At 35.1% G+C, this 22,108-nt stretch carries 21 protein-coding genes; 10 read left to right on the top strand and 11 right to left on the bottom strand.

Features of this window, described 5'->3' with window-relative positions; genetic code table 11:
• Positions 1-2: 2 nt before the first annotated feature.
• Both VB264_RS12465 and VB264_RS12460 read left to right on the top strand, forming a co-directional pair.
• Positions 3-641 carry a hypothetical protein gene (locus tag VB264_RS12465; protein WP_323249818.1) on the top strand — a complete coding sequence of 213 codons (639 nt, stop codon included), beginning with the start codon at positions 3-5 and terminating at the stop codon, positions 639-641.
• Positions 623-1,432: a sensor histidine kinase gene (locus tag VB264_RS12460; RefSeq protein ID WP_323249816.1), complete on the top strand. Its 810-nt coding sequence runs from the start codon at positions 623-625 to the stop codon at positions 1,430-1,432. The genes VB264_RS12465 and VB264_RS12460 overlap by 19 nt, the downstream gene beginning before the upstream one ends.
• Before the next feature lie 1,078 nt (positions 1,433-2,510).
• Here VB264_RS12460 and VB264_RS12455 read toward each other — a convergent pair.
• Both VB264_RS12455 and VB264_RS12450 read right to left on the bottom strand, forming a co-directional pair.
• Entirely contained in the window at positions 2,511-4,100 is a 1,590-nt protein-coding gene (locus VB264_RS12455) for an OmpA family protein (RefSeq protein WP_323249814.1), read from the bottom strand.
• A gap of 119 nt (positions 4,101-4,219) precedes the next feature.
• Complete coding sequence (locus VB264_RS12450; protein WP_323249812.1) at positions 4,220-4,801, bottom strand: LOG family protein; 582 nt, start codon at positions 4,799-4,801, stop codon at positions 4,220-4,222.
• A 545-nt stretch (positions 4,802-5,346) separates the two neighbouring features.
• Between VB264_RS12450 and VB264_RS12445 the strand changes: the two genes are divergently transcribed.
• Complete coding sequence (locus VB264_RS12445; RefSeq protein WP_323249810.1) at positions 5,347-6,438, top strand: acyltransferase family protein; 1,092 nt, start codon at positions 5,347-5,349, stop codon at positions 6,436-6,438.
• Between the two features lie 28 nt (positions 6,439-6,466).
• Here VB264_RS12445 and VB264_RS12440 read toward each other — a convergent pair whose 3' ends face one another.
• Positions 6,467-7,372, bottom strand: coding sequence for a TIGR01777 family oxidoreductase (locus VB264_RS12440; RefSeq protein ID WP_323249808.1), 906 nt, complete (start codon positions 7,370-7,372; stop codon positions 6,467-6,469).
• Positions 7,373-7,571: 199 nt separating this feature from the next.
• On the opposite strand from VB264_RS12440, the gene VB264_RS12435 reads away from it, so the two are divergent.
• Together VB264_RS12435 and recO are read left to right on the top strand one after the other, a co-directional pair.
• A complete protein-coding gene (locus VB264_RS12435; protein ID WP_323249806.1) occupies positions 7,572-8,384 on the top strand; it encodes a lysophospholipid acyltransferase family protein in 813 nt (270 codons plus the stop codon).
• A gap of 4 nt (positions 8,385-8,388) precedes the next feature.
• Positions 8,389-9,090, top strand: coding sequence for a DNA repair protein RecO (recO, locus tag VB264_RS12430; protein ID WP_323249804.1), 702 nt, complete (start codon positions 8,389-8,391; stop codon positions 9,088-9,090).
• Positions 9,091-9,163: 73 nt separating this feature from the next.
• On the opposite strand, the gene VB264_RS12425 is transcribed toward recO, so the two are convergent.
• The 4 genes from VB264_RS12425 to VB264_RS12410 all read right to left on the bottom strand — a co-directional run bounded on the left by VB264_RS12425 (position 9,164) and on the right by VB264_RS12410 (position 13,287).
• Positions 9,164-10,033 (bottom strand): hypothetical protein, encoded by an 870-nt coding sequence (locus VB264_RS12425; protein WP_323249802.1) that lies wholly within the window; start codon positions 10,031-10,033, stop codon positions 9,164-9,166.
• Between the two features lie 27 nt (positions 10,034-10,060).
• A complete protein-coding gene (lptB, locus tag VB264_RS12420; protein WP_323249801.1) occupies positions 10,061-10,792 on the bottom strand; it encodes an LPS export ABC transporter ATP-binding protein in 732 nt (243 codons plus the stop codon).
• A 90-nt stretch (positions 10,793-10,882) separates the two neighbouring features.
• Entirely contained in the window at positions 10,883-12,607 is a 1,725-nt protein-coding gene (recJ, locus tag VB264_RS12415; RefSeq protein WP_323249799.1) for a single-stranded-DNA-specific exonuclease RecJ, read from the bottom strand.
• 89 nt (positions 12,608-12,696) lie between these two features.
• Positions 12,697-13,287: a NifU family protein gene (locus VB264_RS12410; RefSeq protein WP_323249797.1), complete on the bottom strand. Its 591-nt coding sequence runs from the start codon at positions 13,285-13,287 to the stop codon at positions 12,697-12,699.
• Positions 13,288-13,727: 440 nt separating this feature from the next.
• Here VB264_RS12410 and mutL point away from each other — a divergent pair, with 440 nt between their 5' ends.
• The 4 genes from mutL (at position 13,728) to VB264_RS12390 (ending at position 18,790) form a co-directional block, all read left to right on the top strand.
• On the top strand, positions 13,728-15,617 hold the full coding sequence (mutL, locus tag VB264_RS12405) for a DNA mismatch repair endonuclease MutL (RefSeq protein ID WP_323249795.1): 1,890 nt from the start codon (positions 13,728-13,730) through the stop codon (positions 15,615-15,617).
• A 37-nt stretch (positions 15,618-15,654) separates the two neighbouring features.
• Positions 15,655-16,665, top strand: coding sequence for a M28 family peptidase (locus VB264_RS12400; protein ID WP_323249793.1), 1,011 nt, complete (start codon positions 15,655-15,657; stop codon positions 16,663-16,665).
• Positions 16,666-16,959: 294 nt separating this feature from the next.
• Positions 16,960-18,057 carry a glycine cleavage system aminomethyltransferase GcvT gene (gcvT, locus tag VB264_RS12395; protein ID WP_323249791.1) on the top strand — a complete coding sequence of 366 codons (1,098 nt, stop codon included), beginning with the start codon at positions 16,960-16,962 and terminating at the stop codon, positions 18,055-18,057.
• A gap of 28 nt (positions 18,058-18,085) precedes the next feature.
• Positions 18,086-18,790, top strand: a complete 705-nt coding sequence (locus tag VB264_RS12390; protein WP_323249789.1) for a 2-phosphosulfolactate phosphatase — start codon at positions 18,086-18,088, stop codon at positions 18,788-18,790.
• A gap of 80 nt (positions 18,791-18,870) precedes the next feature.
• On the opposite strand, the gene VB264_RS12385 is transcribed toward VB264_RS12390, so the two are convergent.
• On the bottom strand, positions 18,871-19,566 hold the full coding sequence (locus VB264_RS12385) for a DsbA family oxidoreductase (protein ID WP_323249787.1): 696 nt from the start codon (positions 19,564-19,566) through the stop codon (positions 18,871-18,873).
• A 237-nt stretch (positions 19,567-19,803) separates the two neighbouring features.
• Here VB264_RS12385 and VB264_RS12380 point away from each other — a divergent pair, with 237 nt between their 5' ends.
• Positions 19,804-20,388: a DUF4136 domain-containing protein gene (locus VB264_RS12380; protein ID WP_323249785.1), complete on the top strand. Its 585-nt coding sequence runs from the start codon at positions 19,804-19,806 to the stop codon at positions 20,386-20,388.
• Between the two features lie 14 nt (positions 20,389-20,402).
• Here VB264_RS12380 and VB264_RS12375 read toward each other — a convergent pair whose 3' ends face one another.
• From VB264_RS12375 to parS, 3 genes are all read right to left on the bottom strand, one after another.
• Entirely contained in the window at positions 20,403-20,912 is a 510-nt protein-coding gene (locus VB264_RS12375) for a cupin domain-containing protein (RefSeq protein WP_323249783.1), read from the bottom strand.
• A complete protein-coding gene (locus VB264_RS12370) occupies positions 20,899-21,366 on the bottom strand; it encodes an RES family NAD+ phosphorylase (protein WP_323249781.1) in 468 nt (155 codons plus the stop codon). Before VB264_RS12370 ends, VB264_RS12375 begins: the two co-directional genes overlap by 14 nt.
• 119 nt (positions 21,367-21,485) lie before the next feature.
• On the bottom strand, positions 21,486-21,935 hold the full coding sequence (gene parS / locus VB264_RS12365; protein WP_323249779.1) for a type II RES/Xre toxin-antitoxin system antitoxin: 450 nt from the start codon (positions 21,933-21,935) through the stop codon (positions 21,486-21,488).
• Positions 21,936-22,108 lie beyond the last annotated feature (173 nt).

Below are 22,108 nucleotides of genomic sequence, written 5' to 3'. Positions count from 1 at the left end.
TAATGACATTAAAAACCTACTTCTTGCCTACTGTAATACTAATTACACTTATTGTACTATTGATAAATAGGCATAAACTTACGCCTAGCTATAATAAAAACTTTATTGCTTATTTAGTAGTAACGTTTTTTGTAGAAACTACTGCCCATCTACTTACGGTCTATTACGGAAATAATATTCCTTTATATAACTTTCAGATGATTTTTGAGATAAGCTTTTTTTACTACACTTTCTACAAGGCTATCTCAAAATCATCTGTAAAGCAAATTATTTTGTATTTCAGTATTGCCTTCTTGGTATTTGCTATAGGTAATTTAATATTTTACCAAACGTTGTACGACTTCAATTCATATACTTATACGTTAGGAAGTATTTTCTTGTCGTTTTTGTGTTTATATTTTTTATTTGAAATAGTAATTCTCAGCACAAATATTATCAACCCATTTCAAAATTTCTTATTTTGGGTATCAATAGGAATCTTATTTTGCTATTTGGGTAATTTACCATACCTAAGTTCTTTGAATGTACTTTTTCAGAACCATGATTCTATGGTAACTAGTCTTTCAATTATCAGCAAAGTTGTGAATACTTTATTATTTGTCCTTATGATTATTGGTGTTTTATGTCAAAAGAAGAAGTAGATATAAGTGAAACGATTATCATTGTTTCTGGAGTGATTGGAGTGTTGATTGCTTTTATTTTTTTCTTATTTGTTCTGTTTTATTTAAGACGGAAAAGAGAAAAAAGAAAACAATCATTACTCAAACAGAGGTATGAAAAAGAAATGCTTAAATCACAGATTGAAGTTCAAAATGATACATTGCAGTACATAGGAAAAGAACTGCATGATAATATAGGGCAGTTATTATCCGTCGCTAGAATAAACATAAATGTAGTAGAAGATGCTATAAAGGACGAAGAAAATCTAATATTTATAAAGCAAGCCAACGAACTAATAGAACAGACCATCAAAGAAATCAGATTGCTATCAAAAAGCTTAGATAGCGATTTTGTCAATTTATTTGGTTTGCAAGAAATGATTTCACATGAATTAGAAAGGATTCAGAAAACAAAGAAATTTGAAACAGAAATGATTGTTTATGGCGAAACCTATTCGCTTGGATATGATAGAGAAATAATTCTTTTTAGAATAGTTCAAGAAATCTTGAATAATGCGCTGAAGCATTCAGGCGCAAAAAAAATAAAAGTCTCTATCAACTATTTACATGAGAGCTTTAGCATAAAAGTTGAAGACAATGGGAAAGGGTTTGACTATGAACAAACAATCAAAAAAAACATGACTCAATCAGGCTCTGGTTTAAGGAATATCACCAGCAGATCAGACCTTATTGGCTTCAAATGTGACATATTTTCTAAAAATTTAGAGGGCACCTATTATTTACTGACTACCAATCAAACTTTAGCTACTTAATAATTGCATTTAAACCTCCTCAATATTTGTTACTTATCAATTAGTATTAAGCACAAAAGACAATCTTAATTTCCCCAAGAAGGCTTTTTTACAAAAAGGAGAACATGAAATGGTGTTTATGGTGAAATGAGTAAATGTTGACCAAATTTGTAGCTTTTTGAAAAAGAAACACACATCTTTTGTATTGTTATTAACAAGAAATAGATATCAGATTTTAGTTAGTACTTTTTTAGTCCATTAGCATTTTTACTCCTTTGGGCAATTTATATGCATATAGGAGTAAAAATAAATTAGTTTAAAATCAATAAAGAGATATTGAGTAATTTCTTGTTAGGAGATTTAGGAAGAATAAATAAGTAGATTTTAGGAAAACAGGTATAAAATTAAACAGCTTCTGTTTTAAAAATTAAAAACCTTGACCAAAATAATGGTTTTTGGGGGGCTTGAAACAAAAAAATCGCCAACAAATTAAATTGCTGGCGATTTTCTATGAGTACAGATTAATCTCTTTTACTATTCTTCTTCTCTTGCTTAGCCGCTCTTTTTTCTTTTAGCGTTTTAGTTGGCTCTTTTTTTACTTCCTTTATGGCCCCTTTATCCTTTGACATAGTTTTATGTGTTTTAGTTAAATAAAATTAGTTTAAAATCAATAATAATCTTGTGTGTAATATTTTTTTGTTTTTATAAACAGATAAAAAGAATCAGCGAATAAAATTAGCGGCAATCAGGTGGATTTTTTTTTACCCGCAGATTTTAGCAGATAAAAAGAATCGGCGTAAATCAGCGGATAAAATCAGCAGTAATCAGCGGGATTCTTTTTACCCACAGCTTTTCACAGATAAATATCGCAGATTTTAGCAGAATAAAAAGAATTGCGTAAATCAGCGAATAAAATTAGCGGCAATCAGGTGGATTTTTTTTACCCGCAGATTTTCACAGATAAATATCGCAGATTTTAGCAGAATAAAAAGAATCGGCGTAAATCAGCGGATAAAATCAGCAGTAATCAGCGGGATTCTTTTTACCCGCAGATTTTCACAGATAAATATCGCAGATAAAAAAGAATCTACCAATAAAATCAATTCTTCAAAATCTCAAATTCTACCCTTCTGTTAATAGCTTGGTTTTCAGGGGTATCATTCGCTACTTTTGGTCTATTTTTACCATAGCCTTTTGCCGAAATTCTTTCAGCAGGTACGCCTTGTGTCAATAAATAATTGCGGACTACATCAGCACGTTCTTGTGAAAGTCTATTGTTTACTTCATCCGAACCTACATTATCCGTATGTCCACTCACTTCTGAAATCAGCTTAGTATTCGTTTTAAAGAAATTGGCTATTCTATTCAACTCTGGATACGATTCTGGTTTTAAACTAGCCTTACCAAATTCAAAGAAAATATTATTCATTTCAACTTTAGTACCTGCTTCAATAGGCTTTACAGTCATGTCCTTGCCTTCTACTTCAAGGTATTTTCCCGTAATTTTACTTAAATCAATGTTCTGAGAAGTGCCAATATAGCCATCAATTTTAGTACTGATACCATAATTCTTTCCATAAGGTAATACCACTTTGTAAATCCCCGTTACAGGGTCAGGTGTAGCAATACCTAATTCTTTACCTGTGCTTAAATCTTCATAAATGATTTGAGCATTTTGTGGAATTTTACCTGTTTTACCATCAATTACTTTTCCAGAAACTAAAACAACGGCATCTGATTTCGTAGGAGCTGGCTGAACAGGTCTTCTATCTTGCGATTTCCTCGTTGGATTTCCCCCAATTGGTGTACTTTCACTCGGCTTAGGTTCTACAGGTTTATTAATGTCTAATTTTAGTCTAAAAATATCTTTTTTCCCTAACGAATTATTACCCGAAACAAAATAAGCATAATCACCAGCAGCCGAAATCGTGTAATAAGCATCGTATTGTTCCGTATTAATAGGCTCACCAATATTGATAGCTTCTGTCCAATGAATCCAACTATCATCCTTTCTTTGGGCTACCCAAATATCATTACTGCCCTTTCCTCCTGCTCTATTGCTCGAAAAATAAAGCGTTTTGCCATCAGGAGCTAAAAAAGGCGTAGTTTCGGTGAAGTTAGTATTGATTTCATCTCCCAAATTCATTACCTCCGACCACGTACCATCGTTTTCTAGAAAAGAAGCGTAAATATCATCTTCATCAGAGTTTTTCTTTTCTGAAAAAGCCATCAATAGCACCTTTCCATCATTTGAAAGAAAACCATATTCATTTTTACCTTTACTAAGGCGTTCATATTTAGGAATAATTACCTTTTTAGGAATTTCCCAGCCGTTGGCAGATTTCTTGGCAATAGAAAAGCCCCGTGTTTCATATTGACCATTCACATAAGCCCCCTTTAATAAAATAGTTTGTCCGTCGGGCGAGATACTCAGAATAGAATTATATTGATCACGGTTTAAGCTCTCAGGCATCCTTCTAGCAGTTGACCACGCCCCCATTACATTTTCAGAAAACCAGATGTCTTGTGAACCCGCAATTTGGTCTGTGCCTGCTACACCATATTTATTTTGAGGATGACTTTTTCTACCGAAATACAAAATCCTTCCATCTGGAGCAATCACAGGATTTAATTCAGAGTATTCAGAATTAACAGCACTCCCCAAACTTTCAGGCTTATTTTGAGCCATCGATTTGGGCAAACATTGTAAGACAATAAGGGAAAAAATAAGAAATGTAATATTTTTCATAGCTTGTGTGGCGCAATCTTTATTTACTTTTTCAACGAAAAATAGCCTAAAACATTGTTTTAAGCACGTTCTATCCGTTTGCCAATGATTTCGCCTTCCGTAGCATCATTACGCATTTTTTCTAATAAAGATTCAATATTATCGTCGATAATCAAGAAGTTAAGATTAACGGCTCTTACAAAACCTTCAGAAACCATCTTATTCATCATCATCATCAAATCGTCATAAAAGCCATTCGTGTTAAGCAACCCTACTGGCATACGATGAAGCCCAATTTGTCGCCAAGTAAGAATTTCAAATAATTCATCCAGCGTTCCCCAACCTCCAGGTAAAGCAACAACACCATCTGCTTTTTCAGCCATCAATTGTTTTCGAACATGCATTGATTCTACCACTATGCACTCTGTTAAACCTGTATGTTGTACCTCCCAAGCTTCCATAAAAGAAGGAATGATTCCGATAACCTCTCCGCCATTGTCAAGTACAGCATCAGCCACCGTACCCATTAAGCCAGCTTTGCCTCCTCCATAAACTAATCGTAAATCTTGCTTAGCTAGTGTTTCTCCTACCTCTTGAGCAGTTTTATTATAAATTTCATTGTTACCATACGAAGAACCACAATAAATTAAAATATTTTTCATGTGAATTATGTAGCTAAAAAACAAAAAGCTCCTAGCAATTGAATAAGTTAAAATGTAAATCTCAGATTTGTTCAAAGATAAAAAAACTGTGAGAATAACCGCAATTATATAACCATTAAAAAAACGCTGATGAAGATTCAGAATATGGCAATAAATAGATGTGATAGATTATTATAAAATAAAATAGCTTTCAGAAAACTAAAACCATAGCAAAATTGTAGAATTTGATTACTTTTGATGCATAAAAATCTGTAGACTACTAGGAAAACAAAAGTATCAATTGAACCGCCCAAATTCATTGATAAAAGAGGAAATGACGTGCCAGTTCCTTTATTAAAATTCACTTTACAATATTAAGCAACCGCCTTTTTCATTAAAATCCCTTTATCGAAATATTGCTTTTATTAAAAAAAGAATAGACCGAAGGCTATGCCATTGTTGGCAATAGTTTAAGATTACTATGACAAATAATATTTGATGGGAAAGTACCTATCAATAATACACCCAAACCTTTGATAAATAACGACCTTTTTAATTACCCAAAGATGAAAAACAGAGAATCAAACATTGAGCTATTGCGGATAGTGTTAATGATTATGATTATTACTCACCACATTATTGTTCATGGTTTTGGCCTTGAAAATATGGTGAATGATTTCTTTCACCATGATAAAAACAAACTCTATTTTGGACTATTCATCAATAGTTTTGTCATTGTAGGCGTAAATACATTCGTATTTATATCGGGATATTATGGAATGAAATTTAAACTAAAAGTACTTGTATCTATCTTATTTCAAGCACTTTTCTATTCATTATTCATTTCTCTACTATTTGCCGTTTTTAATCATTCGATGTTCGACTGGAAAGACTTAGTGAGGTCTATTTTCCCGATTTCTGGTAATGTTTGGTGGTATTTAGGCGTATATTTAGCCCTCTACTTTATTTCACCTTTTCTCAACAAAGGTGTTGATGGCATCGAAAATAAACAACTTATGTTGTTATTATTGGGGTTATTATACCTAGACTGTTTCGCGGGTTTTATATTCAAAACGGTATCTGGCGATGGATTTACAGTTTTTCATTTTATTACTATTTACATCCTTGCCAGATTTCTAAGAAAGATGAACATTATCATCAAAAAACCCATTCACTTCTTTCTAGTCTCGGCACTTGTACTTTTTTGTAGTACATTATTTTGTGTGGATATTCATAAGTTTGCTTTTGTTTGGCGACTATTCTCCTATAACAATCCATTATTGATATTTGCAGCGATAATGCTTTTCTTTACTTTTAAAAATATTAAAGTCCAAAGCAATTTTATCAACCTGATTTCAAGCGCAGTTTTTGGAATTTACCTGATACATGAACACCCCCTGATTAGAAAAGAGATAGCTCATTTCATTAGTCAGGTCAGAGGAAAAGAATCCCTTTCTCTTTTGATGCTATATATCGTTTGTGCTATCGCTACTATTTTTACGATAGGTTCGCTCATAGAATTGTCAAGAAAAGCTATTTTTACCAAAATAGAAGATAAATTCAGTTTAATATGGCAAAAAAACAGCGTGATTACGGATGTAAAAAAGCTATGCTATTCATTTATCAATCGCTTAAAAATAACGAAACCTACCACTTGAGGATTAAGGACAAAACCCTGTGATACTATTACAACAAATCTTTTAAAGCCTTTTTTACATCAATAAACTTGTATTGAAAATTGGTTTCAGAGGATACTCTTTGATTGAGGACATAGTTTCCGCCTAATACCACATCAGCTAATTCGCCAAAAACTAATTTCAAAGCCCATGCAGGAACATTGGGCATAAAAAAAGGCTTTTTCAGTATCTCAGCAGAGGTTTTGGTTAATTCAAAATTAGTAACAGGATTAGGAGCAACGGCATTATAAGCACCATTCATGGTATCATCTAGAAGAGATTTTATATAAAGCTCGCATAAATCATCTATATGAATCCAAGATTGATACTGTTTGCCAGTTCCCAAAGCTGCCCCAATGCCAAAACGGATAGGTGCCAGAATTTTTGCTAAAACCCCGCCTTTAGTACTTAATACAATTCCCGTTCTAAGTTTTACCGTTTTGATGCCGAGCTTTGATACGTTATCGGCCATCGCTTCCCATAATATGCAACATTCAGCTACAAAATCGTCACCCACAGGAGATTCTTCTGTAATGTGTTTCGTACCAGTATCAGCACCATAAAAACCAATGCCCGAGGAGGAAGTGAAAGCTTTGATTTTATGTGGAATATTTTTTAAATGAGTGATAATCAATCTTAAAGATTCCGTTCTGCTGTCAATGATTTCCTTTTTTCGTGCATCAGTCCATCTACTATCTGCTATGCCCGCACCTGCTAAGTGAATTAGATAATCGGCTTCCAACAAAGCCTTTGAGTCTAATATGCCTTTATCAATATCCCAATGATATATTTTTATCTTGCCTGTTTCATCTGTAGGTTTTCGGCTAAGGTGAGAAACCGAGAAACCTTTAGACAGTAATATTTCGCTAAGACGTGTGCCAACTAAACCTGAGCCACCAGTGATGAGTACATTCATAATTGTATCAAGATTTGAGAAAATAGGAAAAAAGCCTATGTTAAACATAACATGAAAAGCTTCAATAGGTTATCAAGACGAACAATTTTTTAAACAATATACCAAAAATTATCTATCTTCGATTTTACAAGTATTGATTTTTTGAAAGGATATATCGAATTTAACGATTAGGAAAAGACTTATTGATAAACCATAAACAATGAATGAACATATAAAAAAACTACTTCCGATGATTGATGTCTTCGGTTTTTTTGAACGAGATCCCTTTGGTAATTCGATGTTTTTAAAACGCATTATTATGATTGTATTGGGGTGGGTAACTTACTCTCGTATCAGAGGCATCAATAAAACCAGCATCAGCGGAACTGAATATTTAGAGGGACTTCCAACAGAAGGTGTGCTTTTTTTATCGAATCATCAAACCTATTTTATGGATGTAATTTGCCTCTATCATATTTTCTTTAGTGTAAAATGGGGATTCAGAAATTCAGTCAATTTTCCTGTTTATTTATTAGCACCACGGTCGAAAGTATTTTATGTGGCAGCCTCTGAAACGATGAAAGATGGTGGATTGATACCAAGAGTTTTTTCGCAGGCAGGTGCTATTTTGGTAAATCGTTCTTGGAGAGAAAAAGGAAAAGATGTTAAAAAAGAAGTAGATACTTCGGCAGAAGATAAAGTAGGCAAAGGTTTATCGTATGGTTGGGTTGTAAGTTTTCCACAAGGAACAACTACCCCCTATGCTCCGTTAAGAAAAGGAACAGCTCATTTGATTAAAACCCATAACCCGATTGTAGTACCCGTTGTAATTAATGGCTTTCGTAGAGCGTTCGATAAAAAAGGGTTACGGTTTAAAAAAAGGAATACTACACTATCTGTTACCTTTAAAGAGCCTATACGTTTTGATGCAGAAATGCCTGTAGAAGAAATGATGGATATTTTAAGAGATAAAATAGAACAGAAAATACCTGTAGATAAATTAGTTTGGCGTAGAGAAGAACCCCAAGCATAAAAGCATGTTAAATAAAACACGAGGCATCGTAATAAATTATATTCGTTACCGAGAAACTTCTGTAATCGTCAATATTTTTACAGAAGAATTTGGGATACAAACGTATATTGAAAATGGTGTTAGAAGTGCCAAATCCAAAAATAAGATAGCACTATTTCAACCCCTCACTTTATTAGATTTGGTGATTTATCAGAAAGGGAAAAACACAGCAGCCAATAAACAAATCCATCGGATAGCAGAGATTAAATGTAATACGCCTTTTCATACCTTACCTTATGATATTTATAAATCATCAATAGCGCTTTTTATTACCGAAATTCTTGGAAAATCATTGAAAGAGGAAACAGGGAATCATTTTTTGTTTGAATTTCTCCATAATTCTATCGTATGGCTAGATGAAGTAGAAGAACATTTTGAGAATTTCCATTTACAATTTTTATTGCAATTGGGTACGTATCTAGGTTTTTCACCTGAGAATGCGCATGAAATATCCAATGAACTGAGGATTCATAATCTGCCTGTGCTTAATCAAACACTCGAAAATCAATTAGATGTTTTATTGAATACGCCCTATCACCAATCTCCTAAAATAGACCGCCATTCTCGCAATCAATTATTAGAATCCATTATCTTATTTTACAGACTTCATGTGGATACTTTAGGGGAAATAAAGTCTTTAACGGTTTTGAAGGAAGTGATGAGGTAGGAACTGTTTTTCACTTTTATAAAATTTAGTATTCCTAAAAGTTATTTAAAAAATCGTGTAGAATTTTTTGATTTTAAATTTTTGCTTGTGATACATCATATCCAATCATAAATAAAGCAGATTCAAATGCTCTTAATTGTTCTCTTGAGTCAATTTTGCTAAATTTTGATTCTGTTTTATCCAAAATTTCTTTTAGCAACCAATTGGCTCTGATATTATTTTCAGTATGCTTTTTATTTTGAGTTAGTAGAGGAAAGCTGTAAAAACTATTACTTGGGTTTCTTCTATTATTTTTTCCATAAACATCTCCCTTTGCATTCCCGAAAGCGAATAATAATTCTGATGGAATAATACTTAAACCTTTTTCCTCGCAAAACATTCTTACCAAAAGTCCTAAAGCCGCACCTACACGTCCATCATATATTACAAAATCATTCACTAGCAAAGAATATATTTTTGTGAAACCAGCAGTCATTATTATATCTTCATAATAGCTACTTTTTATATCAAATATATTAGGATTTAGCCTATCAGTACAGTGTTTAAAATATGAAGAAATATCTGTTCCTAATGCCTCTACTTTTTGTTTATTTCCATTCATTACCCCACCCCAGTCTAATATGGCAATACAGTATTTTTGACATAATTCGGAATCATTATTATCTACACTTTTTCTCAACCCATCACCTAACTCTTCCAACAAGATTTTACAGTCTTCAAAGGTTTTTCCTGTAAATCTAATCTGTCTAACTGGATGATAACAAGTAAATCCCCATTTGTAGTTTTCAAAAGCAGAGTAAATAGAATTACATTCCCAAATAGAACCTTTGGGGCGTTTCATCATGTAAGAATGTATAAAGCTATCATCTCCATCTAATTTAGGTGAAATCCATTTGATGAAAGTTTGAACAGGTTCTCTACTTAGGAATTCAATCTTGTTCATTTGTAGTATTTTGGTTATACTTTATAGCTAAATTTTCCGCTTTAATTCAAAATGTTTACCCAAGTATAAACGTCTTACTTGCTCGTCATCTGCAAGCTCTTGTGGAGTGCCTGCTTTTAATATTTTTCCTTCAAAAAGTAAATATGCACGGTCGGTGATAGAGAGTGTTTCATCCACGTTGTGGTCGGTAATCAAAATACCAATATTTCTAAATTTTAACTTCGCTACAATCCCTTGAATTTCCTCTACCGCAATAGGGTCAACCCCTGCAAAAGGTTCATCCAACAAAATGAATTTTGGGTCAACTGCCAAGGCACGCGCAATTTCTGTACGGCGACGCTCGCCACCCGAAAGTACTTGTCCCAAGTTTTTACGAACATGTGTCAACGAAAACTCTTCTAAAAGCTGTTCTGTTTTTTCACGTTGTTCTTGTTTAGAAAGTTTAGTCATTTCCAGTACGGCCAAAATGTTTTCTTCCACCGAAAGCGTTCTGAAAACAGAAGCCTCTTGTGCCAAATAGCCAATACCTAACCTAGCACGTTTGTACATCGGAAGATTGGTTACTTCTAAATCATCTAGAAACACTTTACCTGAATTTGGTTTTACCAAGCCTGTAGCCATGTAAAAAGAGGTAGTTTTTCCTGCACCATTAGGCCCCAAAAGACCCACGATTTCACCTTGAGCTACTTGGTAACTAACATTGTCATTAACGACACGCTGTCCGTACTTTTTAACTAAATTTTCTGTTCTTAAAATCATGATTTGAATCAGAAGGGTAACCCTCCTTTTAATTTTAATATTTTAGGCTAGCATTTAAACATTCTAATCTCTATTTACCAATCACTAAGTCTAAACCTTAATATCTTTCAACATCAACTGAAACGACTTTCTGCCTTGCCATTCATTGATTTCGATGGTATAACAAATCGAAAACGGCTTGCCTTCGTGTAAATGATTGAAATAATCTTCTACCATCCCGAAGCCTACGCAAGTATAAGCGGGCGAGCCTTCTTGAAAAACATTTATTTTCAAATGCTTTTCTTTCATTTTAATCGGCTGTCCATGCAAGTAAACATTTTCTGAAACAAAAACTGGTGTCATATTTTGTGGACCAAAAGGCGACATCTGACACATGATTCTGTGAAATTTATCTGAAATTTCTATTAAAGGCAATTTCAAATCAATATCAATCATGGGCGAAAGTTGTTCAGGTAATATTTTTCGATTGACAACTTCTTCAAATTTACGCCTAAAATTTTCTATCTCAGAGATTTCCAACGTTAAACCTGCCGCAAAAGTATGTCCTCCAAATTGAATTAAATGCTCTGCACATTCTTCGATAGCATCATACACATCAAAGCCTGGTACAGAACGAGCCGAACCCGCAGCATGACCATGTGACTCTGTAAGAATGATAGTAGGGCGATGATATTTTTCAATACATCTGCTCGCTACAATTCCGATAACGCCTTTATGCCAATCGTTTTTGAATAATACGGTACTTTTAGCATTCTTCAACCCAATATTGTCTTCAATAATAGCCAACGCTTCGGCGGTAATATCAGTATCAAAACCTTTTCTATCTGTATTATGTTTGGCGATGATATTGGCAAAATTGGTGGCTTCTTCTTCGTTGTCGGTCAATAATAAATTTACGGCATCATAAGCGTGCTTTATTCTACCTGCAGCATTAATTCTTGGTCCTAGTCCAAAAACCACTTTGGTAATATCCATTTTCCCTGCCAAACTTGCCGATTGCATCAATGCCTTTAATCCCGTTCTGGGATTTGAATTCAATTGTTGCAAACCATAATAAGCCATAATTCTATTTTCGCCTGTAATAGGTACAATATCACAAGCAATAGAAGTAACCACAAGGTCTAGATAAGGTAATAACAATGTTTCTGAAATATTCTGCGTCTTACAATAAGCCTGTAATAACTTAAAACCGACGCCACAGCCTGTTAATTCTTTGTAAGGATATAAACAATCAGCTCTCTTAGGGTCTAGAATCGCCACGGCTGGAGGCAAGTCGTTGTCATCTGGACGGTGATGGTCGCAAATGATAAAATCAACGCCATGCTCTTTGGCCCAAGTTATTTTCTCTTTTGATTTAATACCACAGTCTAAACTAATAATCAAACCAAAGCCTTCGTTAGCAGCTTTTTCAACACCTGCCTGCGAAACCCCGTAGCCTTCAGCATAGCGGTCGGGGATATAAAATTCTAAAGGACAGTCAGACGCATTTTGATAAACGTGGTTTTTCAAGAAACCGTAAAAAGTAGCTACTGAAGTAGTGCCGTCTACATCGTAGTCACCATAAATCATTATTTTTTCGCCAGATGCAATCGCTTTTGTCAACCGTTCAACGGCAACGTCCATGTCTTTCATCAAAAATGGGTCGTGCAAATTAGAAAGGTCTGGGCGGAAAAATGCTTTGGCTTCATCAAAGGTATTAATTCCTCGCTGAGCCAAGAGCGTAGCGATTTCAGGTGAAACATTAATTGCCTCAGCTACTTGTTTGATTTTATCAGTGGGTGGAATGGGTTTATAAATCCAACGTTTTTCTGTCATGACGCAAAAATACAAAGACCTGCAAGGTTTCGGAAGCCTTGCAGGTCTAATCTATGTAATTTAAGAAAAATTAAGCTTAAAGCACGTCTTTATACGCCTTCTGCTACTACTTCTTTTACTTCTGGAACCATACGGGTTAATAAATTTTCAATACCTTGTTTCAACGTCATCGTTGATGATGGACAACCAGAGCATGAGCCTTGCAATAATACTTTAACTGTTCCTTCATTGAAAGAGTGAAAATTGATAGCACCGCCATCAGACTCTACCGCTGGACGAACATATTGGTCTAATACAGCCTTGATTTTAACTACCGTTTCAGAATCTTCCTCTCCTCCTATCACATCATTTGCTGCAATTGTCGACTTTGTGAAAACTTCTTTTTTCTCTTCAAAGAACCCTTTCAAAAATTGTTTCAAGCCGAATAATTCATCTTCCCATTTTGTCTCTTCATCTTTCGTAACGGTGATGAAATTAGATGAAATGAATACTCGTTTTACAAAATCAAAGCCAAATAAAGCTACAGCCAAGGGCGATTCTTTACCTTCTGCTACTGCATCTGATGGTGTTGCATAGTCGAACGATAAGCCTTCAGGTGCTACAATAAAGTTTAGAACAAACTTCATTGAATTTGGGTTTGGCGTTGATTCTGTATAGATTAATATCTGTTGTTTTAACATGAGTTCTGTTTAATTTGTATCTTGGTTGGGGTCTAATTTATCAATACGATTCGTTAATTATTACACTAACAAGCTATTATTGAACAGTTAAAATGTAAAATTAGTTTTAAGAAGTGTATAAATGTTAGAACACCCTCAAAAAAATAACATTTTATGAGACTATTGCTTGAAAAATCGCTTAATACTTACTGAAATATACTTGTTTTCTTCTAGGTTGATTATTGGCAAGTGTCTGTTAATGAGTTACTTTATCTGATTGTACCCTAAAAAGCTATCTTACCGAACATGATACTTTATGCCCTGATAATAAGCCAATTAGCTACTTATCCACACCAAAAGTAGATTTTTTGTTGGCATTCCCTGCATTTATCACGAACTTAGAGGGACAATTAGGGTAATCACCGTTGTTAAAAGAATAACCTAAAATACGTTTATAGAAAATGTTAGATATCATCCAACTGCTTCCTGATTCGATAGCGAATCAGATTGCCGCCGGCGAAGTCGTACAACGACCAGCTTCTGTGGTGAAAGAGCTTTTGGAAAACTCCATAGATGCCCAATCCACCAGCATTCAATTAATCGTTAGAGAAGCAGGAAAAACCTTAGTGCAAGTGATTGATAATGGCTTAGGTATGTCAGAAACCGATGCCAGAATGTGTTTTGAGCGACATGCTACTTCCAAAATTCGTTCCTCAGAAGACCTTTTCAAAATCAGAACAATGGGATTTCGTGGCGAAGCCATGGCATCTATTGCCGCTGTAGCACAAGTTGAAATGCGTACCCGCAGAGCAACAGATGAACTAGGCGTTTTAATCAAAATAGATGCTTCTGATTTAAAAGCTCAAGAGGCAGTTTCTACTTCAGAAGGGACGAGTATTCAAGTTAAAAACTTATTTTTTAACGTACCCGCCCGCAGAAACTTCTTGAAGTCAAATCCTGTAGAAATGCGTCATATCATCGACGAATTTCAACGAATAGCTTTAGCCAATCCAGAAATTTCTTTTACATTACATCACAACGATACGGAAGTGTACAATTTGCCAGCAGGAAAGCTAAGCCGAAGAATTGTAGATTTATTCGGTAAAGGTTATCGTGAACAATTGGCTTCTTGCGAAGAGGAAACCTCTTTCGTAAGTGTCAGAGGGTATGTTGGTAAACCAGAGTATGCCAAAAAAACACGTGGAGAACAGTTCTTTTTTGCAAATAACCGTTTTATTAAAAACAGCTATCTGAACCATGCGGTGATGAGTTCCTTTGAAGGATTGATTCCCGAAGGTTCGCATCCTTTTTATGTGCTTTTCATTGAAATAGATCCAATTCATATTGATATAAACGTTCATCCAACTAAAACTGAAATTAAGTTTGATGACGAACGCACGGTATATGCTATCGTACAAGCTGCTGTTCGGAAATCGATGAGCCAGCATAATTTAATGCCCTCTTTAGACTTTGAAACTGACGTAAACTTTACCAATAATATTTTCCAGTTCACTGGCTCGCCTTTTGAAAAGACGAAGGAGGTTTCGACAGTAAATGGGTTTACCAGACCCGAAGCACCTTTTAGAGAGCGAACAAATCTGACAAATTGGAATAAGTTATACGAAGGCTTGAACCGTCAGCTAGATGATTTTGAGAAAAATGAGCCATCAACTGAACAAACTCAAGTAGATTTTGGCATACCTACCGAGGCCACGTCGTTTTTGTTGAAAAGCAAAGCAAATGATATTGGGAGTGACCGCCCACAAAGAGCTTCGCAAGATTCTGAGGCTAGTACCTTTCAAATCCATAATCGCTATATTATTTCTCAGGTAAAATCTGGGATGTTGTTAATAGACCAACGTGCTGCCTATGAAAGAATTTTGTATGAAAAATTCTCTCAGCACTTACGCAAAAATGGCGGGGCATCACAGCAATTACTGTTTCCGACAAAAGTAAAATTGACCACAGCCGATTTCCATTTGCTGTTGGAGATTCAAGACGAAATCAGAAACTTAGGTTTTGTCTTGAGCGTAGTAGAGCACGATTCTTTTATGGTCAATGGCATTCCTGCCGACTCGCCCGAAGAAAATGAACAGGAAATGATTGAAGGTATTTTAGAGCAATTCAAGCAAAATGAATCTGAACTACACCTTGATAAAGCAGAAAACTTGGCTAGAGCAATGGCAAAACGCTCGGCTGGTCGCTTTGGGAATCATTCCTTGACGATTTTAGAAATGAATACCTTAGTAGAGCAACTTTTTGCTTCTTCAAACCCAAGCTATACGCCAAGTGGCGAATTAACGATGAAGATTGTTTCTTTATCAGAAATGGCAAGTTTATTCTTGCGTTAATCATCAATTTTAAAAAGACTTATTACAGAAATTAATAATGAAAACGAATCGAATAGCATTACTCCTATTGGCAATTTTTGTTTTTTCAGGCATTGCAGTTTATTTTAAATCTTGTCAAGAAAAAAGTACTTCAGAAAGCATTCCTCAGGAAGAAATAACCCTTAATCCTGCTCCCGATTTTAATGCAGACTCTGCCTATGCTTTTGTTGAAAAGCAAGTAGCTTTTGGACCTAGAGTAAACAATACCAAAGCCCATGACGAATGTGCTGCTTGGTTGGTTGCCAAATTAAAACAATTTGGTTGCGAAGTAACTACTCAAAATTTTGTAGCAACTACTTTCGATGGTAAAAAACTCAATTCTCAGAACATCATCGGCTCAATTAATCCCACAGCCACAAAAAGGGTTTTATTAACTGCTCACTGGGATGCTCGTTCTATCGCAGATAAAGACTCTATCAATAAAAATAAAGCCATAGACGGCGCTAACGACGGAGGAAGTGGCGTAGGCGTGTTGTTAGAATTAGCCAGAAATATTCAACAAGCCAAAACCAAACCCAATGTGGGTATTGATATTATCTTTTTTGATACTGAAGATGTAGGCGAACCAGAGGACTATAAAGGCGAGCATGGACAAAACTCATGGTGTTTGGGCTCACAATATTGGGCAAGTCATAAACACAAAGACAATTATACGGCTTACTACGGAATTAATTTGGATATGGTTGGAGCCAAAGGAGCTGTTTTCCCACATGAGGGTACTTCTATGCAATATGCACCCATGATTGTACGCAACGTATGGGACATCGCAAGCAGATTAGGCTATTCTACATTATTTATAGATGCAGATGGCGGAGGATTGGTTGACGACCACGTGCCTGTAAACGATGTAGCAAAAATTCAAATGATTGATATCATAGAGTTACGCCCGAACGACCCTAAAACATTTGGAGCGTATCATCATACACACCAAGACAATATGTCGGTTATTGATAAAAATACTTTAAAAGCAGTGGGACAAACCGTTTTGACTGTTTTGTATCAGGAGTAGCTGTAGGCTTTAAGCGATGAGCGATGAGCAGTGAGCTTTGAGCTTTGTGCAATAAGATGTGTCGTGTTTGCTTAAAGCTCATTGCTCAAAGCTTATAGTTTACAATTCAGCTTTGTACAATAAGATGTGTCGTGTTTGCTCAAAGCTCACCGCTCATTGCTCAAAGCTTACAGCTTTTTCACACATTATTTAAACCTCTCAGGATACTTTGTTACTTTTGTGAAAAATATAACAAAAGATATTCTTACTATCCATATAATTTTGGATTCATTTAGCAATTTCAATCAACATCCAATGGAACAAACAGAAGTTTTAAAATATGTTCATCTTAATGATGTTCATGTAGCGCTTGGTGCAAAAATGGTACCTTTTGCGGGGTATTCGATGCCAGTTTTATATTCAAATCTTATTCAAGAACACATTGGAGTACGTACTTCGGTAGGTGTTTTTGATGTATCGCACATGGGCGAGTTTGTTGTAAAAGGTGAGCGAGCAACTGAGTTTTTACAATATGTTACTTCTAATGATGTTTCCGTATTGATTGATGGAAAAGTGCAGTATTCATGTTTGCCAAACGATAAAGGAGGAATTGTAGATGACCTTTTGGTATATCGTTGGAACGAAAACGAATATTATTTAGTAGTAAATGCTTCAAACATCGAAAAAGATTGGAATTGGCTACAACAGAACAATACATTCGGTGTAGAAATGGAAAACATTTCAGACAGATTGAGTCTCTTTGCTGTTCAAGGGCCTAAAGCCATTGATGCATTGAAAAAATTGACAGATTTAGATTTGGAGTCGATGGAATATTATTCTTTTAAATCAGGAACTGTAGCAGGGATAGACGACGTATTGATTTCTTCAACAGGTTATACGGGTGCAGGTGGTTTTGAAGTATACGTTTGGAACAAAGATGCGGAGGCTATGTGGAAAGCTATTTTTGAAGCAGGAGCTGAATTTAATATTATGCCTGTGGGCTTAGGCGCACGCGATACTTTGCGTACAGAAATGGGTTACTGTTTATACGGCAACGATATTGATGATAGTACATCACCAATTGAGGCAGGCTTAGGATGGATTACTAAATTCAACAAAGAATTTATTAATTCAGAATTCCATCAAAAAATTAAAGAGAATGGTCCAACACGTAAATTAGTAGGCTTTGAAATGATAGATAGAGGGATTCCTCGCCAACATTACGAAATCATGGATGCCGCTGGCAATATCATTGGTGAAGTAACTTCAGGAACACAGTCGCCAACCTTAAGCAAAGGTATTGGCATGGGCTATATTACTAAGGAATATACCAAAGTAGGATCTGAAATATATATCAATATCCGTAATAAATATTTAAAGGCTGTAGTGACCAAAATGCCTTTTTTAAAGTAATAAGAGTGTATTAGATTCTTTTGAAATTATGCAAAAAATTGACGTTTGTATCAGTCCCGAGTTATTACATTTATATAATATCGAAAATTCAATAGTTGTTGTAGTAGATATTTTTAGAGCGACTTCGTGCATGACAACTGCTTTTGCCAATGGTGTAGAGGCAATTATTCCAGTGTCTAGCATTGACGAATGTGTTAGTTATCAACAAAAAGGATACTTAGCCGCTGCTGAACGTGACGGAAAAACACCAGAAGGGTTTGATTTTGATAACTCACCTTTCAGCTACATGACTGAAAAAGTAAATGGTGCAACCATCTGTGTTACTACTACTAACGGTACGTTGGCTATCACGAAATCTAAGTCGGCTGTAAAAGTAATGGTTGGTTCTTTCTTGAATTTAGGGGCATTGGCCAATTATTTAAAAGACCAACAATACGATATTTTGGTATTATGTGCGGGATGGAAAGGCAAGCCTAACTTGGAAGATACACTTTTTGCAGGAGCTTTAGTAGAACGTTTACAAGAAGAATTTATGGTAGAAGATGATTCTGCGTTGATGGCGTTACGTCAATACGAATTATCAAAAAGTGATTTATTATCATTTGTTGCCTCGTCGTCTCACGTAAAAAGACTACAGCGTTTGGGTATTCAAAAAGATATTGCTTATTGTTTACAACATGATTTATACGATGTTTTGCCCGTTATGCGTGGCAATACATTAGTAAAAATGTAGCACGAGTTTTCAACTCGTGACCAACGAATATTAATTTGGTGGAGGTATTTAAATTACCTCCACCAAATTAATATCTTACCCTAACAATTCTCACCATCTACATCACAAACATCTCCCGAAATAGCCGCTACTTGTTTTTCCTGAGCTAGTTTTTCAAAGATTTCTTTAAAAACCTCTGAGGGCTGTGCGCCCGAAACAGCATATTTTTTATCAAAAATAAAGAAAGGGACACCAGATATGCCTTGTTGGCGGAAATAGTGCATTTCTTCTTTTACTTCATCAGATGCTTCATCTGAATTAAGAATACCCAACGTTTTTTCAGTAGACCAACCGAATTGAGCCATCACTTCTGCTACTGCACTTTGCTCGGTTAAATCTACTCTATCCACAAAATATGCCTTCATCAAAGCTTCTTTTACTTCGGCTTGCATCCCTTCATGCAAAGAAATCGTAAGTATTCTATGAAAAGCAAAAGTATTGATAGCCTTTGGAAGATTCTCGAAGTCGAAATCTAAATCAACTGATGAGGCCGCCTGTTCAACCTGATGAAATTTTTGTGCATAATTAGGTCCAAAACGGCTTTCCATGTGTGTACTAAAAGGTATTCCTTCCGTAGGCACACTAGGATCTAGTTGAAAAGGATGGTAGATAACTTGCAGATTACAAGAACTTTGTGTATCTTCAATAGCTTTTTCTAACCGTCGCTTACCGATATAACACCAAGGACATACGATGTCCGAAACAACATCTACACGAATTATTGGTTTTGTATTCATTTTTTTAAAATTATAATTCCTTACTTATCAAACAAAGAGCTATAAAATTTGATTTAATCTTTTAAATCAAAACTTTTATAACTGCTGATTAAATCACCACTAGAGAGACTATTCTTAAATTTTTACGTACTTATTATTAGAACGGCTTTTTGCCTTTGAAAATTCATTTTTGTTTTTAGATTCCAGAAAATCAACTAAAAATCAAATAGTTATAAGTTTCAAATTAATGTTTACGTTATGAAAAAAATCTATCTTTTCGCAGTAGTCGCACTCCTTGCTTTAGTGTCTTGTAATCGTAACAGTTTTCAAATTGGTTCTGCTTGTCATAGAGAAATCGAAGATGAGGTATTCAAGCCAAACTATCAGTCATTCACAACGGTTGAAAAACAGTTTACCATGATTGATACAACCTATAAATTTCAAGCTGTAATTGATGAAATAGGTAATCAGATGAAATTAAGAGGCTATGAAGACTCTAAAGAGCGGCCTAATCTGATTGTATTCTATGCACTATTTCCAAGTGATGTAAACCTTTCGGTACTCCAACGTTCTTTTAGAGGATTAGGTAAGGAAAGCATGAATGAAGAACTTAGAAGAGTAAAACTCAGAAAGGGCACCCTCCTCTTACAATTTGTTGAAAACGACAGTAATCGTCCTATTTGGATGGGCTATGCAGCGGGCATAGCAGCACCAGAAACACATGCTATTGATGAAAAGGCGTTAAGAATAGCTACTCGTCAGATTTTCGATAATTACAGAATATTTGCCAAAGATTATATTGCAGGTAAGCCTGTCACAACACAAGTAATAGCCCTAAAATAATGTTGGATAGAGATTTAATAAGTAAGCATTGTTATGATGTCCTCGTATTGAGGAAATAATTGTAACAATGCTTTTCTATCTTTCATTTCAAAATCTGCAAAGTCAAAACCTGGGGCAACCGTACAGCCTACTAAGCAATAAGAATTTTCTTCAACGGGCTTTGAACCAAACCATTTTCCTGCAGGAACTACTGCTTGGAATACCTCGCCCTTATCAGGATTATTCCCTAATCGAATTATTTCCAAAGTACTGTTATCATCCAACACATAAATATTCAACGCACAACCTGTATAAAAATGCCACATTTCGTCAGACGCAATCCGATGAAGCGCTGATATATGATGACTCTCTAACAAAAAATAAATACCCGTCGAATAGCTTCTATGTCCCTTAAATCGTGCAGGAAGAGCTGTTTGAGGAATATTTTCACTCGCCCGATAGGTTTCTGCAAAGTATCCACCTTCTGGATGAGCATTCATTTGATAGTTTTCAATCCAATATTGGGCGTTTTTAGTCGATGACATCCTTAAAAAATCTTTCGTCAAAAGTGAATGGTTCTATGTGTTTAATCTTGATATCCAAAAAATTTGGATGCAAAGGGTTGATAAGGTAGTTATATTCTTGTGCAACAATCGCCGAAGGCACGCCTAAAGCGATAGATTGCTCAGTATTAAACCATTCATCTGTATAAGAAGCTAATATGCCTGCTTCAAATATTCTAGCCCAGTCTTTGGGTAAACTTGTTGCATCCAGCAACGTAATTTCGTTATCTGGCACTTCTAACGTAATGATAGCGTACTCGTCTAGTGGGTAATATTCACCTAAATGTACTAATACTTCTAATAAAGCGAGCGACCTGTGTGAAGCAGTATAAAGCACCGATGTGCCTCTTCTATTCCAGCGCTGTCCTTTTAAACTTGCTCCGAAACCCGACAGATCTCGGGCTCTTATAAGTTTACTAATTCTAAAAACTTCCATGTTAAATGTGTTAGGGCGTAGCTAAATGATAGTTTTGAGCGATTAGCCGATGTTGAATACATCATTTTATTTCACACATTAACGTCATTTATTTTAAATAGACTACCTAAACAAGGTGTTTATGAAAACAAACCATGTTCAATATATATTAATTCTCTTTCAATGATTTCGTAGCCTAATGAAGTATCCAATAATTCAGTAGGACGTTTTCCTCCTAAAGCAGGCACGTGTGAGTGCATCCAACCATTAAATCTTTCAAGACTTCCAAAAGTTTCTTGACCAAGCTCGTACAATTTTGCCAAGCGTATCAATTTCGCAGAGGCATCTTTGTCTAAGCGTTGGTCTTCTCTGTAGCGTTGAATAGTTCTTTCTGAAATATTTAGGATGTCGGCCATTTCTTTATTTGAAAAAGAAATTTGTTTCGCCAGACAGTCTAACGCTTGTTTAGGTAAACCTTCTTTCGCAATTTCAATCAGGTCGAAATCATGTCTAATTTCACGATTGATGATTGTTTGCCCGCCTAGCAATACAATCAAAGTTGATATAGGTAAAATATTTTGTTTTTTCATGGATGCTATTATTGTAAATGTGTCGTAAATATAACGACATTTGTCGTAAGTAATACTATTGATGGCATATTATTTTTGAGTAAGAGCGTTAAACGATAAATTTTTTAAAATATTTTAAGAATTTTCAACAAAATGCAACATTCCTAAATTGTTCTGTGTCATTAGTTTGAATT

The sequence above is a fragment of the Arcicella aquatica genome (genome assembly GCF_034928825.1).
GTDB lineage: Bacteria > Bacteroidota > Bacteroidia > Cytophagales > Spirosomataceae > Arcicella > Arcicella aquatica.
The sequence above is the reverse complement of the archived record's forward strand: the minus strand, read 5'-3'. Positions and strand labels throughout refer to the sequence as shown.

Bases quoted from the DNA above. Each gene is read 5' to 3' on its own strand.
- VB264_RS12460 (WP_323249816.1), top strand. From the start codon at position 623: ATGTCAAAAGAAGAAGTAGATATAAGTGAAACGATTATCATTGTTTCT.
- VB264_RS12390 (WP_323249789.1), top strand. From the start codon at position 18,086: ATGCAAAAAATTGACGTTTGTATCAGTCCCGAGTTATTACATTTATAT.
- VB264_RS12455 (WP_323249814.1), bottom strand. From the start codon at position 4,100: ATGGCTCAAAATAAGCCTGAAAGTTTGGGGAGTGCTGTTAATTCTGAA.
- mutL (WP_323249795.1), top strand. From the start codon at position 13,728: ATGTTAGATATCATCCAACTGCTTCCTGATTCGATAGCGAATCAGATT.
- VB264_RS12410 (WP_323249797.1), bottom strand. From the start codon at position 13,287: ATGTTAAAACAACAGATATTAATCTATACAGAATCAACGCCAAACCCA.
- gcvT (WP_323249791.1), top strand. From the start codon at position 16,960: ATGGAACAAACAGAAGTTTTAAAATATGTTCATCTTAATGATGTTCAT.
- recJ (WP_323249799.1), bottom strand. From the start codon at position 12,607: ATGACAGAAAAACGTTGGATTTATAAACCCATTCCACCCACTGATAAA.
- VB264_RS12400 (WP_323249793.1), top strand. From the start codon at position 15,655: ATGAAAACGAATCGAATAGCATTACTCCTATTGGCAATTTTTGTTTTT.
- VB264_RS12425 (WP_323249802.1), bottom strand. From the start codon at position 10,033: ATGAACAAGATTGAATTCCTAAGTAGAGAACCTGTTCAAACTTTCATC.
- VB264_RS12380 (WP_323249785.1), top strand. From the start codon at position 19,804: ATGAAAAAAATCTATCTTTTCGCAGTAGTCGCACTCCTTGCTTTAGTG.
- VB264_RS12435 (WP_323249806.1), top strand. From the start codon at position 7,572: ATGAATGAACATATAAAAAAACTACTTCCGATGATTGATGTCTTCGGT.
- VB264_RS12375 (WP_323249783.1), bottom strand. From the start codon at position 20,912: ATGTCATCGACTAAAAACGCCCAATATTGGATTGAAAACTATCAAATG.
- recO (WP_323249804.1), top strand. From the start codon at position 8,389: ATGTTAAATAAAACACGAGGCATCGTAATAAATTATATTCGTTACCGA.
- VB264_RS12385 (WP_323249787.1), bottom strand. From the start codon at position 19,566: ATGAATACAAAACCAATAATTCGTGTAGATGTTGTTTCGGACATCGTA.
- VB264_RS12445 (WP_323249810.1), top strand. From the start codon at position 5,347: ATGAAAAACAGAGAATCAAACATTGAGCTATTGCGGATAGTGTTAATG.
- parS (WP_323249779.1), bottom strand. From the start codon at position 21,935: ATGAAAAAACAAAATATTTTACCTATATCAACTTTGATTGTATTGCTA.
- VB264_RS12465 (WP_323249818.1), top strand. From the start codon at position 3: ATGACATTAAAAACCTACTTCTTGCCTACTGTAATACTAATTACACTT.
- VB264_RS12450 (WP_323249812.1), bottom strand. From the start codon at position 4,801: ATGAAAAATATTTTAATTTATTGTGGTTCTTCGTATGGTAACAATGAA.
- VB264_RS12370 (WP_323249781.1), bottom strand. From the start codon at position 21,366: ATGGAAGTTTTTAGAATTAGTAAACTTATAAGAGCCCGAGATCTGTCG.
- VB264_RS12440 (WP_323249808.1), bottom strand. From the start codon at position 7,372: ATGAATGTACTCATCACTGGTGGCTCAGGTTTAGTTGGCACACGTCTT.
- lptB (WP_323249801.1), bottom strand. From the start codon at position 10,792: ATGATTTTAAGAACAGAAAATTTAGTTAAAAAGTACGGACAGCGTGTC.